The 14,419-nt window shown below is 72.5% G+C and carries 14 protein-coding genes; 11 read left to right on the top strand and 3 right to left on the bottom strand.

The window, feature by feature from the left end; all coding sequences use genetic code 11:
• The first annotated feature begins 833 nt into the window (after window positions 1-833).
• The 5 genes from DDW44_RS05170 to DDW44_RS05150 all read left to right on the top strand — a co-directional run bounded on the left by DDW44_RS05170 (window position 834) and on the right by DDW44_RS05150 (window position 5,466).
• On the top strand, window positions 834-1,799 hold the full coding sequence (locus tag DDW44_RS05170) for a PstS family phosphate ABC transporter substrate-binding protein (RefSeq protein ID WP_017948085.1): 966 nt from the start codon (window positions 834-836) through the stop codon (window positions 1,797-1,799).
• Entirely contained in the window at window positions 1,796-2,746 is a 951-nt protein-coding gene (gene pstC / locus DDW44_RS05165; RefSeq protein ID WP_017948086.1) for a phosphate ABC transporter permease subunit PstC, read from the top strand. The genes DDW44_RS05170 and pstC overlap by 4 nt, the downstream gene beginning before the upstream one ends.
• Entirely contained in the window at window positions 2,743-3,642 is a 900-nt protein-coding gene (gene pstA / locus DDW44_RS05160; protein WP_017948087.1) for a phosphate ABC transporter permease PstA, read from the top strand. The genes pstC and pstA overlap by 4 nt, the downstream gene beginning before the upstream one ends.
• A 37-nt stretch (window positions 3,643-3,679) precedes the next feature.
• Window positions 3,680-4,531: a phosphate ABC transporter ATP-binding protein PstB gene (pstB, locus tag DDW44_RS05155; protein WP_017948088.1), complete on the top strand. Its 852-nt coding sequence runs from the start codon at window positions 3,680-3,682 to the stop codon at window positions 4,529-4,531.
• A gap of 164 nt (window positions 4,532-4,695) precedes the next feature.
• On the top strand, window positions 4,696-5,466 hold the full coding sequence (locus DDW44_RS05150; protein WP_108905672.1) for a DUF72 domain-containing protein: 771 nt from the start codon (window positions 4,696-4,698) through the stop codon (window positions 5,464-5,466).
• Between the two features lie 170 nt (window positions 5,467-5,636).
• Here the strand turns inward: DDW44_RS05150 and DDW44_RS05145 are convergent, their stop codons facing one another.
• A complete protein-coding gene (locus tag DDW44_RS05145) occupies window positions 5,637-6,959 on the bottom strand; it encodes a phytase (RefSeq protein WP_108905671.1) in 1,323 nt (440 codons plus the stop codon).
• 333 nt (window positions 6,960-7,292) lie between these two features.
• Between DDW44_RS05145 and DDW44_RS05140 the strand changes: the two genes are divergently transcribed.
• From DDW44_RS05140 to DDW44_RS05130, 3 genes are all read left to right on the top strand, one after another.
• The gene (locus DDW44_RS05140) at window positions 7,293-7,844 is read left to right on the top strand and encodes a DoxX family protein (protein WP_108905670.1); all 552 of its coding nucleotides are present in this window, start codon (window positions 7,293-7,295) and stop codon (window positions 7,842-7,844) included.
• A gap of 309 nt (window positions 7,845-8,153) precedes the next feature.
• On the top strand, window positions 8,154-9,314 hold the full coding sequence (locus tag DDW44_RS05135; protein WP_017948092.1) for a magnesium and cobalt transport protein CorA: 1,161 nt from the start codon (window positions 8,154-8,156) through the stop codon (window positions 9,312-9,314).
• Window positions 9,315-9,408: 94 nt separating this feature from the next.
• Complete coding sequence (locus DDW44_RS05130; RefSeq protein WP_108905669.1) at window positions 9,409-10,149, top strand: PP2C family protein-serine/threonine phosphatase; 741 nt, start codon at window positions 9,409-9,411, stop codon at window positions 10,147-10,149.
• 131 nt (window positions 10,150-10,280) lie between these two features.
• Here DDW44_RS05130 and DDW44_RS32355 read toward each other — a convergent pair whose 3' ends face one another.
• On the bottom strand, window positions 10,281-10,787 hold the full coding sequence (locus DDW44_RS32355) for a hypothetical protein (protein ID WP_208647937.1): 507 nt from the start codon (window positions 10,785-10,787) through the stop codon (window positions 10,281-10,283).
• A 306-nt stretch (window positions 10,788-11,093) separates the two neighbouring features.
• On the bottom strand, window positions 11,094-11,507 hold the full coding sequence (locus DDW44_RS05120) for an STAS domain-containing protein (RefSeq protein ID WP_108905668.1): 414 nt from the start codon (window positions 11,505-11,507) through the stop codon (window positions 11,094-11,096).
• Window positions 11,508-11,888: 381 nt separating this feature from the next.
• On the opposite strand from DDW44_RS05120, the gene DDW44_RS05115 reads away from it, so the two are divergent.
• From DDW44_RS05115 to DDW44_RS05105, 3 genes are all read left to right on the top strand, one after another.
• The gene (locus tag DDW44_RS05115) at window positions 11,889-12,230 is read left to right on the top strand and encodes a hypothetical protein (RefSeq protein ID WP_108905667.1); all 342 of its coding nucleotides are present in this window, start codon (window positions 11,889-11,891) and stop codon (window positions 12,228-12,230) included.
• Window positions 12,231-12,379: 149 nt separating this feature from the next.
• Window positions 12,380-13,162: a hypothetical protein gene (locus DDW44_RS05110; protein ID WP_108905666.1), complete on the top strand. Its 783-nt coding sequence runs from the start codon at window positions 12,380-12,382 to the stop codon at window positions 13,160-13,162.
• Between the two features lie 124 nt (window positions 13,163-13,286).
• Entirely contained in the window at window positions 13,287-14,408 is a 1,122-nt protein-coding gene (locus DDW44_RS05105; RefSeq protein ID WP_018890797.1) for a sulfite oxidase, read from the top strand.
• Window positions 14,409-14,419 lie beyond the last annotated feature (11 nt).

The following is a 14,419-nucleotide window of genomic DNA, read 5'->3' as shown; positions in this document are numbered from 1 at the left end:
TCGGGGCGAGCGGCACCGCACGGACGCCACCGAGAGGGAAGGCGCCGCACGGACGGACGGGCGTCGCCGCACCGACGGACGGGCGTCGCCGCAAGGACGCCACGGGGACGGACGCCGCACGGACGGTGCCACCGGGAGCGACGGCCTCCGGCCGTACCCGGGCAGCACCCATCCGCGGAGCCACGGCACCTCGTGGCTCCGCGGCAGGACGGCGAACCCACGGCGTCCCACCGGACCCTTCCCCGGCCGCACGCCCCCTGCTCCGCCCCGGCCCGTACGGCCCGGCGCCCGCCGCCTCTTCCGGGGAGCCCGTTGCCGGACGGACCGGCCCGGACGATCCGACCCCGACCCCGGCCCGCACGGCCCCGCCCCGGCCCACCCCGACAAGCGAACGAGCGAACGCAGGGAGCGCCCGCGCGCCGCACCGGCTTCCGGTCGGCCCCGGACCGCGCCGCCGGTGCACCACGGCACCCCCGCCGGATCCCGCCGGTCTCCGTTCCGGACCCCGCCGGTCTCCGTTCCGGGCCCCACCGGCCACCGGCCGCCCGCCGCCCCCTGCGGCCCCGGGCCGGCCCGTGCGGCCACCCTCGCCGACAGCCGTCTCCCGTCCTCCGCGATCACCTCCGCGTTCGCCCTCCCGCACCGGGCGGGAACCCCCGCCGCCCTCCCTCCCGCACCGGACGGGATCACCCCTCGCCCGCCGTCGGCCTCGTCAGTCGCGTGAACCTCTGTTCGTTCGTAACCTTATGGGGTACTTTGTCGCTTCTGGCGGCCGTTGGACGGGCTCCGGCACGGACGACCGGCGAGTGCGCAGACGAGGATCGAGAGCTGACGTGAACATCCCCCGTTCCCCGCGCCGGGCCGCGGCACGCGCGCTCCTGGCCGCCGCCGTCGTGGTGGCCGCGGGCGCGTGCGGCGGCGCCGACGCCGGTTCCGGCGACGGGGTCTCCGGCACGATCAAGGTGGACGGCTCCAGCACGGTGGCCCCGCTGTCCACGGCGGCCGCCCAGCTCTTCCAGCAGCACAACCCCGGCGTACGGATCACGGTCGGCACATCCGGCACCGGCGGCGGCTTCGAGAAGTTCTGCAACGGCGAGACCGACATCGCCGACGCCTCACGGCAGATCACCGCCGAGGAGCAGGCCCACTGCGCGGAGAAGGGCGTGACGTACGAGGAGTTGCGGATCGCCAACGACGGCCTGGCCGTCGTCGTGAGCAAGGACAACGACTTCGCCGACTGCCTCACCGTCGAGCAGCTGCGCAGGATCTGGGAGCCCGGCTCCCGGATCGACAACTGGAACCAGGTCGACCCGGCCTTCCCGGACGTCGAACTGGAGCTGTTCGGTCCCGGCACCGACTCCGGCACCTTCGACTACTTCACCCAGGCCGTCAACGGCAAGGAGGGCCGGTCCCGCACCGACTACTCCCCGAGCGAGGACGACAACGTCACCGTGCAGGGCGTCTCCGGCTCGAAGGGCGGCATGGGCTACTTCGGCCTGTCGTACTACGAGGAGAACCGGGACAAGCTGCGGCTCCTCGAGATCGACGGCGGGAACGGCTGCGTCGCGCCGACGCAGACCACCGTCCAGAACGGCACCTACCGGCCCCTGTCGCGGCCCCTCCTCATCTATCCGAGCGCCGCCGCTCTCGACCGGAGGGAGGTCGAGGAGTTCGTCGAGTACTACGTCGACAACAACGCCGACATCGCCAGGGCCGCCCAGTTCGTCCCGCTCAGCCCCGGCCAGGAGGCCGAACTGCGGCAGGACCTGACGAGACTGCGCCAGGAGCACACGGCATGACCCCGCGGACACGGCGTCGACGGGCCGCTCCCGGCAGCCCCGGCTTCCTGAGGCGCTCGCAGTCGCGCTGGGGCGAGCGGGCGGTCAGGGTCCTGCTGGTGGCCGCCGCGCTCGTCTCGGTACTGACCACCGTCGGTATCGTCGTCGCGCTGATCCCGCCGGTGGTGGACTTCTTCGGCAAGGTGGACTTCGGGAAGTTCATCACCGGCACCGACTGGTCCCCGCTGTTCGAACCGCCGCAGTTCGGCGTCCTGCCGCTGGTGACGGCCACGCTGGTGGTCACGGTCATCGCACTGCTCGTGGCCGTCCCGCTCGGCCTCGGCGCGGCCGTGTACCTCAGCGAGTACGCAAGTCACCGGGTCCGCGGCATCTTCAAGCCCGTACTGGAGGTCCTCGCCGGCATCCCGACCGTCGTCTACGGCTTCTTCGCACTCCGGGCCATCACCCCGCTCCTCCAGCGGTACTGGCCGGGCGGCGACCCACCCCAGGTCTTCAACGCCCTCTCGGCCGGCTTCGTCATGGGCATCATGATCATCCCGACGATCGCGTCGCTGGCCGAGGACTCCATGGCCGCCGTGCCCCGCTCGCTGCGCGACGGCGCCTACGCCCTGGGCTCCTCGCGCATGCAGGTCTCCACCAGGGTCGTGTTCCCGGCGGCCCTCTCCGGCATCGTCGCCGCCGTCGTCCTCGGGGTCTCCCGCGCCATCGGGGAGACGATGATCGTGGCCATCGCGGCCGGCGGCCGCCCGAACCTCACCTTCAACCCGCTCGAGGGCATGCAGACGATGACCGCGTTCATCGCCGCGGCCGGCATCGGCGACCTGCCCACCGGCTCCACGGGCTACCAGACGATCTTCGCCGTGGGCCTGCTGCTCTTCGCCATCACCCTGGTGATGAACCTGATCAGCATCCGCCTGGTGCGCCGCTACCGCGAGGTGTACGAATGATCCCCACCGCGGTCACCGCCGACCCGCCCGAGGCCCCCCGCCTCAAGGGGCGGCGCACACCGCTGCGCGAGCAGTTCTTCCGGCTCAGCCTGTGGGCCTCGCTCGCCATCGGGGTGCTCTTCCTGGTGGGCCTGCTCACCTACGTGGTGGTCGAGGGCTGGCCCCGGCTGAACTCGAAGCTGTGGACCAACTTCCCGGACATCATCGACCCGTCGAACGCCGGCGCCCAGTCGGCGATCACGGGCACGATCTGGGTCATCTCCTTCACCGCCCTGTACTGCCTGCCGACCGGGGTGCTCACCGCGATCTACCTGGAGGAGTACGCCGACCGCGACCGGTGGTGGAACCGGGCGGTCGAGATCAACATCCAGAACCTGGCGGCCGTCCCCTCCATCGTCTACGGAATCCTCGGCCTGGGCGTGATCTCCCGCGGACTGGGCTTCGGCCAGACCGTGCTCACCGCGTCCCTCACGCTGTCCCTGCTGGTACTGCCCATCGTGATCATCTCCTCCAGGGAGGCGATCCGGGCAGTGCCCCAGTCCATCCGCCAGGCCTCCCTCTCGCTGGGCGCCACCCGGTGGCAGACCATCTGGCGCCAGGTGCTGCCCGCCGCCGTGCCCGGCATGGCGACCGGCTCGATCCTCGCGCTGTCCCGCGCGATCGGGGAGGCCGCGCCGCTGCTGCTGCTCGGCGGACTGACCTTCATCACGTTCAACCCGACCGGTGTGCAGAGCCAGTTCACGGTGCTGCCGATCCAGATCTTCAACTGGATCAGCCAGTCCCGCGCCGAGTTCACCGCGCTCGCGTCCGCCGCGATCGTCGTCCTGCTGGTGATCCTGCTGGTGATGAACTCGCTGGCGATCTGGCTGCGCAACCACTTCACCCACCGCTGGTGACCGCCGTGCCACCGAAGACCCCGTACGAGGAAGCGCCATGAACCCCCCTCCCGGCCACGGACCCGGCGGCACCCCTCCGCCCCGGCCCGCCCACCTCGCAGCCCCGCCGCCGTCCGAGACGGTCTTCGAGGTGGGCGGCCTGTCCGTGTTCTACGGCGACCACGAGGCCGTGCGCGACGTCAACATGAACATCGGGGCCCGCCAGATCACGGCGATGATCGGCCCCTCGGGCTGCGGCAAGTCCACCGTTCTGCGCTGCTTCAACCGGATGAACGACCTGCTGCCGGACGCCCGCGTGGTCGGCAAGGTCCGTTACCACAACGAGGACCTCTACAGCCGGGACGTCGACCCCATCGAGGTACGCCGCCGCATCGGCATGGTCTTCCAGAAGCCCAACCCGTTCCCCAAGTCCATCTACGACAACATCGCCTACGGCCCCCGGGTCGGCGGCTTCAAAGGGAACCTGGACGACCTCGTCGAGGAGACCCTGACCCACGCGGCACTGTGGGACGAGGTCAAGGACAAGCTCAAGACCTCGGCACTGGCGCTCTCGGGCGGGCAGCAGCAGCGGCTGTGCATCGCCCGGACCATCGCCGTCGAACCGGAGGTGATCCTGATGGACGAGCCGTGCTCCTCCCTGGACCCGATCGCCACGGCGAAGATCGAGGACCTCATGGAGCGCCTGGCCCAGCAGTTCACCATCGTCGTCGTCACCCACAACATGCAGCAGGCGGCGCGGGTGTCGGAGCGGACCGCGTTCTTCAGCTCGGAGATCGACCGGGACGGGGTGCGCCACGGCCGGCTGATCGAGCTCGACGAGACGGGCACGCTCTTCAGCAATCCGTCCGACCAGCGCACGGAGGACTACATCTCCGGCCGCTTCGGCTGACCTCCGGCACCGAGGTGAGGCTGCTCACCGCGAACGAGCTGACAATGTTCGTCATCTGTCAGACGTCATCCGTCATCCGTCATCTGCCAGGCGTCATCCGTCATCCGTCATCCGTCATCCGTACAGACGGTACGTCCGGCCGCGCGCGGGGCACGGATCCCTGCATGCCCCTGCTCGTCGGAACCTCGGGATGGCAGTACAAGGACTGGCGCGGCGTCCTCTACCCGGCCCGGGTGCCGCAGCGGCTGTGGCTGGAGGAGTACGCCCGCCGGTTCGCCACGGTGGAGAACAACAACGCCTTCTACCGCCTCCCCGCCGAGGACGTCTTCGCCTCCTGGCGCGAGCGCACACCGGAGGACTTCGTCATGACGGTCAAGGCGAGCCGCTATCTGACGCACCTGAAGCGGCTGCACGATCCCGAGGAGCCGGTGGGCCGGCTGATGGACCGGGCCGAAGGGCTCGGCGGCCGGCTCGGTCCCGTACTGCTGCAGCTCCCGCCGAACTTCCGTGAGGACACCGCGGCGCTGGAGGCGTGCCTCCGCTGCTTCCCCCGCCGCGTCCGGGTCGCCGTCGAGCTGCGCCACCCCTCGTGGTGGGACGCGGAGCGGGACCTCCGGGCGGTGCTGGAGCGGCACCGGAGCGCGCTGTGCTGGGCGGACCGGGGGTCCCGCCCCGTCGCTCCGCTGTGGCGCACGGCGGACTGGGGCTATCTGCGCCTCCACGGCGGTCTCGCCCAGCCGCCACCGCGCTACGGCCGCCAGGCGCTGGCGGCGTGGGTCCGGCGGGTGTCCGGCTGCTGGGGCGACGCGGACGACGTGTACGTGTACTTCAACAACGACACCGCGGGGGCGGCCGTCGTGGACGCCGCGCGGTTCGCCCGGTCCGCGGCCGCCGCGGGCCGGAGCGTGACCCGTACACCGAACATCACGGGCTGACGGTCCCGGCCTCCGGGCGGCCCCGGCACCGGGGCCGCCCGGCCCCGGGCCGGACCCGTGGGTGCCCCGGCCTCGGGCCGGACCCGTGGGCGCCCCCGGCGGTCCTGCCGGGCCCGTGGGTGCCCCGGCGGTCCTGCCGGGGCACCCTCCCCGTGCGTGAGGCCGCTGGGTCAGAGGCCGGCGCGCTTCTTGACGGCGCCGAGGTCCACGAACGTGAAGCCGGTGGCCTCCCGGTCGCCGTCGCCGGGTGTGTCGTGCCCGTCCTGCACGACGAGCAGGCCCTTCGGGTACTTCGGGCCGAGCGGTGCGTCGAGCACGGCCGCGCCGTCGCTCTCCTCGGCGCCGTCGAGGGCGGACGAGGCGGCGGTGACGCGGAAGCCTCCCTCGTACTCGTTGCGCTCGTCCACCTCGCGGTCGTACAGGGCGAAGGTGTCGTCGCCCTGGCTCGACGCCAGGATGTAGCCGTCGCCGTCGGGCTCGGTGAGCAGGGTCAGCCCTTCGACGTCGGCGGACAGGTGGGTGCCGCCGAAGCCGGGGTCCGCGCCCGCGACGCACTCCTCGGTCTTCTCGTCGTAGGCGGCGGGGACCCCGTACTCCCGGACCTTGTCGACGAGCCGGGGTGTGCCGGTGAGGTCGGCCCGGACGCGCCAGATCCCGACGTCCTCCTGTCCGGCGTAGAGCATCCCGTTCGCCGGGTCGACGACCATGCCCTCCACCTGGGGCGCGTCCCCGGGCTCACCGCACGGCGTCCATGTGGTGCCGTCGGGCAGGCGGAAGGAGGACGGCAGCGCGAGGGTGCGCACGGTGCGGTAGGTGACGGTGCCCGCCGCGGTCGGCCGCAGCTCCACCAGCGCGATCTCGGTGCTCGCGCGCCGGCTGACCAGGGCGTAGGAGCGGCCGCTTCCCCGGTCGGTCCAGGTGGCGAGACCGTAGGCGGTGCGCTGCTCGTTGATCTCGTCCTGGTCGCGGGAGAAGATCGGCGGTGCGGCGGGGTCGGTGATGTCGGTGAGGGGGCCGCCGGGGCGTCCGCGGTCGATGCGGTGGATGCGGAGGCGGTCGTGCCCGCGGTCGCTGGTGACCGCGAGGTCGGCGCGGCCGGACGGCAGTCGCAGCCCGTGTACGAGGTCCACGTTGTTGAACCGGCCGGGTGCGTCGCCGGGGCCGGCGGGCCCGGGTGCCGCGATCGACTGCAGCGGCCGGGCGTCGAGGTCGTACACCCGCAGTCCGCCCTCCTTGGCCGTCGCGATCACCAGGCTGCGGCCGGGGTCGGCGGTGTTGCGCCAGATCGCGGGGTCGTCGGCATCGGCGTTGCCGCCCGCCTCGTCGTCGTACAGCGTGGGCGTCTCGGCGGTGGGGGTGACGGCCGGCAGGGCGGGTGCGGTGGGCTCGGCCGGCGACGCGGGAGGGTGGGCGGCGGCCGGGAGGGCTGCGGCGGCCACGAGGACCACGCCCAGGACGGCGGCGGCCGGCCGGTGGGGAAGGGGTCTGCTCACAGGGCACTCCTCCATGTCGGGAACATGACGACTTCCCGTTGAGGGTGGAAGCGGAGGATGACGGCCCGGCGTCCGGCGCGCGGTGCTCGCGTGTGCACGCCGTGAACTTGGCCGACCTCCGCCGGGGAGGGCAGTATCGAGGGTGAGGCGCGAAATCCACCGGTATGTACCCGACGACCGCTTTCGGCCTGACCGTGCCGACGGCCCGCCCCGGACATCCGCTCCGGCGGCCCGGGCTCCCGCTCCGGGGGCTCGGGCAGCCGCTCCGGCTACCCGGGCATCCGTTCCGGCGGCCCGGGGACCTGCGGCATCGGCGCAGGAGGTGACACCACCATGAAACTCCCGACCGGGCGTGTCCGGCATTCCGAGGGTCCCGACGGGGGCACGGCGCCCGTCGCGGTGGGCGCGGCCGACGCGGGCGTGCTGCTGCTGCGGCTGGCCGTAGGCCTGGTCCTGGCAGGGCACGGGGCGCAGAAGCTGTTCGGCTGGTTCGACGGCCCGGGTCTGGACGCGGCGGGCAGGGGATTCTCCCAGCTCGGCTGGGATCCCGGGGTCGTCTTCGCCGCTCTGGCCGGGGTCGCCGAGTTGCTGGGCGGCCTGGGCCTCGCCGTCGGCCTGCTGACCCCGCTCTCCGCGGCTGCCTGCGTCGGGGTCATGGTCGACGCCATGGCGGTCGCCCCCGTGATCGACCTGTGGTCCGCCGCCGGCACCGCCTTCGTCTATCCGATGGTCCTCGCCGTCGGCGCGCTCACCGTCGCCGCGGTGGGACCGCTCCGGCTGTCGCTCGACGCACGCTTCCCGTGGCGGGACGGCGGCTGGGTCCCGGCGGGGGTCGCCCTGGTCCTGGGTCTCGTCGGGGCGTTCGTCGTCCTGGCACTGAGGTAGCCGCGGGCGCCCGGCGGGTACCCCCGGCCGCACCGCGGCCGTCACACCGCCAGCCGCACCGCGGCCGTCGCACCCCCGGCCGGATCGCCTCGATCATGCCCCGGCCCACCGCGAGCATCGCGCCCGACCGCACCGCGACGTCCCCGCCTTCACCGCACCGCCTCGATCACTTCCCCGGCCGGATCGCACATCGATGGCGCCCCGGCCGCACCGCAGTGATCGCGGCCGCGGCGCCCGCGAAATAGGCTGTTCGTGCCGTATCGCGGAGGGATGCGGCGATCGAGCGATCACGCCAGGCGAGGTGCAGCGATGTCCGACAGGCGTCCGCGCGCGACACGGGCGGGCAGGTGGCCGCTGAGGGCCGGGCCCGCCCGGCAGGCCGACCCCGCTCCCGAGCAGTCGATGGATCCGCGGGCGGAGCACGAGTCGCCGGAGCCGGCCCCGCTGGAGCGCAGCCTCGTGGACGCCGCTCTCTACCGCGACGGTCGCCGGATGGAGACGCCCGCCTCGCTGGCGGAGATCTACCACCGGCTTCCCGGGGAACCGGGCACGATGGCGTGGATCGGGCTGTTCCGGCCCTCCCCCGCCCAGCTGTGGGAGGCGGCGGAGCAGTTCGGGCTGCACGAACTGGCCGTCGAGGACGCCATCGTCGCCCATCAGCGTCCCAAGCTGGAGCGGTACGGGAAGACGCTGTTCGTCGTGCTGCGCCCGGCCCGGTACCTGGACGAGGCCGAGGAGGTGGACTTCGGCGAGATCCATGTCTTCGTCGGCCCGGAGTTCGTGCTCACCGTGCGGCACAGCCAGGCCCCGGACCTGGCGGTCGTCCGCAGCCGGCTGGAGGCCGACCCGGACCTGCTGGCCCTCGGTCCCGAGGCGGTGCTGTACGCCATCCTGGACGCGGTCGTCGACGGCTACGCCCCGGTGATCGCGGGCCTGCTGCACGACATCGACGAGATCGAGACCGAGGTCTTCCGCGGCGACCCGAGGGTCTCCCGGCGGATCTACGAGCTGTCCCGCGAGGTCGTGGACTTCCAGCGGGCCACCCGGCCGCTGCTCACGATCATGAACGGGCTGCAGGCCGGCTTCCAGAAGTACCGCACGGACGAGGAGCTCCAGCGCTACCTGCGGGACGTCGCCGACCACGCCACCACCGTGGCCGAGCGGGTCAACGGTTTCCGCCAGGCGCTCGGCGACATCCTCACCGTCAACGCGACCCTGGTCTCGCAGGCGCAGAACGAGGAGATGAAGATGCTCGCCGAGGCCGGCCACGCCCAGAACAACGAGATCAAGAAGATCTCCAGCTGGGCGGCCATCCTCTTCGCGCCCACCCTCATCGGCACCGTCTACGGCATGAACTTCGACCACATGGCGGAGCTCGACTGGCGCTTCGGCTACCCGTTCGCCCTGGCGCTGATGGCGCTGGTGTGCATCGGCCTGTACCTCGTCTTCAAGCGCCGGAACTGGCTGTAGTGCCGTCGCGGGGCGCCCGCAGGCCCCCGTGGCGGCGTCCGCGTCACAATGGGTGCAAGGACATGCCGTCCACAGCGGTGAGGCGGGACCACCGATGGCCTACATAGCCGTGACCGCGCTGAGCGACGCCGGGCTGGTCCGCGAGCACAACGAGGACAGCCTGGTCGCGGGGCCCTGGACGCTGTGCGGCACCGTGACGGAGAACCCGCAGACGCTGCTCTTCCCGCTGGGCACCCCGCTCGTCGCCGCGGTCGCCGACGGACTGGGCGGGCAGCCCGCGGGCGAGGTGGCCAGCGCGCTCGTCGTGCGGCAGCTCGCCGCGCTGGGCCCCGGGCTGGACGGCGAGGACGCCATCGGCGAGGCGCTGAGCATGTGCAACCGCATGGTGTACTCGGCCGCCGACGGCAACCCGGATCTGCTCACGATGGGCACGACGGTCGCCGGTGTCGTGGTCCTGCCCGGGTCGGTGACGGTGTTCAACGTCGGCGACAGCAAGGTGTACGAGGCGGCCGAGGACGGACTGCGGCAGCTGAGCGTGGACGACAGCCCGCCGCCCCGGCCCGGCCGGCGGGTCACGACGGCGGTCACCCAGACCCTCGGCGGCGGCCCGTCCTACACCCCCGTCACCCCGCATGTCACGACCACCTCGCTGTCCCCGGGCGGCCGCTGCCTGGTGTGCACCGACGGGCTGACGGACCCGGTGCCGGACGAGGAACTCCACGGCCTGCTGCGGGTCCACGAGGACGGCAGGGCCGCCTACGAGCTGTGGAAGGCCGCCATCGAGGCGGGCGGGCCGGACAACATCACGCTGGCGCTGGTGCGCATCGGCGAGTGACCGCCGGCGGCGTACGGGCGCGGCCGTGCCGGGGAACGGGAACGGTGCCCCGGAGCGGAGGCTCCGGGGCACCGTTCCACGGGCGCGGTCGAGGCGGACATCCGGTGCCTCACCACTCCCTCGCGCGGGGACTACTCCACGTCGTGGCACACCACGTAGGCGGTGATCGTGCCGTCCAGGACGACGATCTCCGCGGTCGCCCTCCAGCCGGTGGCGGGACCCGCGCCGGCGAACACCGGCGCGCTGTCCTCGACGTCGATGGAGGCGACGTCGCTGGTGTCGAAGCCGCCGCCGAGGGCGACGTCGTTGCCGAGGCACAGGGCGGTGGAGGTGACGCTGTCGCCGATTTCTCCCGTCTCGGTCGGTCCGGACACGACGTAGGTGTCGAGCTCACCCTCGGGGCCCTGCGGTCCCGGAGGGCCCTGCGGACCCTGCGGCCCCTGGGGGCCCTGGGGGCCGCGCTCACCACGGCGGTCGTCATCGCCGTCGTAGCTCATCACCAGGGCGCTCTGCCCGGCCACGGGCAGCGTGTCGGCCGCGGCAGCGGTGCTGGGGACGACGCTGAGCAGGGCGGCGACGGCGCCGGCCGAAACCAGCATGGCGGTCTTCGTGCGGGAACTGCGGACTGTACGGCTCACCAGAGAACCTTCCTCGCGGAACTTGGAATGACCGAACCACCGGCGTGCACACACTGGGCGGTGCGCTTCGTCCGCCCGCGTGTCACGTCGCGCGTGGCCACGGGCTGAAGTTGTCACTCTTCGCGATCAAAGGATTACGTATCGCGCCGTGTCGGCGAGGCAATCACCCGAGCGGCTGCGAATCCCTGTGGCCCCGTCATCAATTCGGACCTGCCGCATTCTTCGCCCCACCCCGCCCGGTGCGCCGGAGGACCATGGCGTCGAGGACCTCACGCGTTCGGCCTACCGCTGCACCGAAGTCCGCCTTCAGCCCTCCATCAGGTTCAGTGCGTGCTTGACCGAGAGGGCGCAGAGGAAGAGCCGCCGGGAGATCTCGGCGGCGATCAGGTCGTGCACCGGTCCGGAGGGGTGGACGAGCACGATGTTCCGGTCGTGGCGTTTCCAGGAGAGGAAGAGCTCGAGCAACTCGTGGTCGCACTTGGTGATTTCGGCGCAGTCGATGACGAGTCGCGAGTACCCGGACTTCACGGCGACGGTCAGCATCAGCCGCAGGGGATAGAGGTTCTCCCGGTCGACCACTCCTCTGAGCGCGATGACCAGAGTGCGGTCGATGGTCCGGCAGTACGAGATGGCCGGCGGGTCGTTCCACCGCCCGGGACCGCCGCAGGGGCCGGGGTCGCGGCTGTCCGAATGCACCGCGACCGACTCTGCGACGCCCATGCGTTGATCCCCTTCGCGGTGTGCCGCCCGAATGCCGCTCTACAACTACCGCAAAAGTACCGGGAACTGCACCCGGGCTACGATCCATACGGGTGACGGCGGCCGGTTCCTTTCGGCCGCGACGGAGATCTGTTTTCCGTATTAACCGCGACCGTCAGTTTCCGTCACCGCCAGAGCCACCGCCAGAGCCACCGCGGCGTCAACGTCGGCGGAACGTTCGGACCGCGCCCGGCGACGTGTCCATCGGCGCGGGACATCGTTTTGCCGTCGATGAATTCTTCCAACGCTTCAGCGGCTCCCGGGCCTTCGGGTCCAGCGGCCACTCCGGTCCCCCATGCGGGGGTCCTGGCGTGGGCGCGCCGTCCCGGTCCCGAGCGGTCCGTGCCGCGCCACCGCGGTCCGGGCGAGTTCTCCCCGACACCGCTGTACGGGCAACTGGTGTCCGAGTGGCGGGCGCGCGGCGCGATGCTGCCGGGCGCCCGCGATCCGCAGTGGGACCGGCTCGCCTCCCTCCACGCGTTCGAGGAGGACACCCGGCGGACGCTCCGGATGCTCCGGCTCGAACGGGACCCCGTGCCGCCGCTGCCCGACGCCGGCGCCCGGGTGCCCGCCGGGGACGCCGGGCGCCATCCGGCCGTGCCGGGTGGCGCCGCCCACCTCCCGGGACCCCGCTGGACCGCACCCGGGACTTCCCGTCCCGGGGGCCACGACCGGGAATCGTGAAAACTTGAGCCATTGGAGCTCATCGTGTGAATTCTGGGGCAACTGCGAGTCCCGGACCCGGGCGCAGCGTTTGTGCGTATGTGGAACCGCGTGAGTTGTGGGAAAGAAATACAGTCCTTGCGAATGCCTTCTGCACCAGCGACGACCGTGTGCGGCTGGCGCAGAGCGCACTCGACGAGGCCCAGGCCGATCGGACGAGGATGCTGGCCGCATTCGCGGTGGTCGTCGGCGACGACGGCACCGTCGCCGGCATGATGGGCCTGCCGGAACGCGAGGTCAGGGTTGCCCGCAGGACCGTCGGCCGGGAGGGTGCGCGCACCGTCGCGGCGAATCTGCTGACACGAATGTCGGATCAATCCTCCGATATGGGCGGGGAGCCCGCGCAGACGGCCTCGGAGAACCCGGCGTCTTTTCCCCGGGCGGAGCCGGACGCGGTACCGGTCCCGGCTCCGCCCGTGTCCCCCTACACCACCGCGCAACCGCTCCATCCGACCGGCTCCTATTCGATTCCGGCGGTCGAGGAACAGACCTGGCCCGAACCGGTCCAGCCCGTTCCGTCCGCCCAGCCCGCCGGTCCCGTCTGGTCTCCTTCGATGGATTCCGTTCTGGTGTGGAGCTGGCACTCCGGGCTGGATCTCCAGGTCGTCGCGAACGAGCTCGGTCTGGAACTGCGCACGGTTCTGCAGCGCGTACAGACCCTCGCCGCGGAGGGCCAGCTCGTCAAAGCCGACCAGGTCGCGCCGCGGGACTACATGAACGGCTCACGGGACCATTCGGTCTCGTCGAGGGAGTACGCGACCGGTTCGCGGGACTACGCGACCGGTTCGCGGGAGTATTCGGGCCGGCACCGGAGGCACGAGGAACCGATGGAGTTCTCCGACACCGGATCGTTCGGTCTGGGCGGGCTGTTCTCCAGCGCCTCCTGGTCCTGAGCGCCTACCGCCGGCCGCGGCTGCCGCCGCCGCCCGGAGGCAGCCGACCGCAGCCGCCGTCGCCGGCGCGCGGGAGCCTGTCACAGGTGCTGCCGCCGGCCGGCGGCAGGCGCACGATGGAGGCATGGACCGGGACCTCACGGCCGTCAGCGTTCCCGGGCGCCTCGCCGGACCCGGCGAGGGGATCAGCCTCGAGGAGCTGGCCCTCGCCGCCCGCAACCACGGAATGCCGCTGGAGGCACTCCGGTACGCGCTGACGCCCCCCGGGCTGCACTACGTCCTCGTCCACTACGACATCCCCGCCGCCGAGGCCGCCGACTGGCGGGTCTCCGTGGGCGGGCTGGTGCGGACGCCCCTGCGGCTGGACCTGGCGGACCTCAGAGCGTTCCCGCCCGTCACGCTCCGCGTCACGATGGAGTGCGCCGGGAACGGGCGGGCCCGGCTCACGCCCCGTCCGGTGAGCCAGCCGTGGCTGGTGGAGGCGGTGGGCACCGCGGAGTGGACCGGCGTCCCGCTGCGCGTGCTGCTGCGGGAGGCCGGAGTGGGGCCCGGAGCCGTCGAGGCGGTGTTCACCGGCGCCGACCACGGGGTCGAGCGCGGGGTCGAGCAGGACTACCGCCGCAGCCTGCCGCTGGGCGTGGCCCTGGGCGGCGACCCGGAGGTGCTGGTCGCCTACGCGATGAACGGCGGGCCGCTGCCGCCGCAGCACGGCCACCCGGTGCGGCTGGTCGTGCCCGGCTGGTACGGGATGGCCCACGTGAAGTGGCTGTGCGACATCAGCCTGACCGGCACCCCCTTCACCGGGTTCCAGCAGGCGGTCGCGTACCGCTACCGCCGGTCGGCGGACGACCCCGGCGAGCCGGTCACCCGCATCGAGCCCCGCGCCCTGATGATCCCGCCGGGTTTCCCCGACTTCATGTCCCGCACCCGGGTGCTGCGCCCGGGCCGGACCGGGCTGGAGGGCCGCGCCTGGTCCGGTCACGCCCCGGTCGCGCGGGTGGAGGTCAGCACCGACGACGGGCGGACCTGGCACGACGCGGCGCTCGACGCGCCCGAGGGCGACGCCTGGGCCTGGCGCCACTGGCACACGGCCTGGACGGCCACCCCCGGCAGCCACGTCCTCGCCGCGCGGGCCACCGACGCCGAAGGCCGCACCCAGCCCCTCGACCAGCCGTGGAACCGGGGCGGATTCGGGAACAACCTGGTCCAGCGGATCCCCGTCGTGTGCCTGCCCGACGGGGCGTGACCCGGGCCCCG

It is taken from the genome of Streptomyces tirandamycinicus, assembly GCF_003097515.1.
In the GTDB taxonomy this organism is placed as follows: Bacteria; Actinomycetota; Actinomycetes; order Streptomycetales; family Streptomycetaceae; genus Streptomyces; species Streptomyces tirandamycinicus.
The sequence above is the reverse complement of the archived record's forward strand: the minus strand, read 5'-3'. Positions and strand labels throughout refer to the sequence as shown.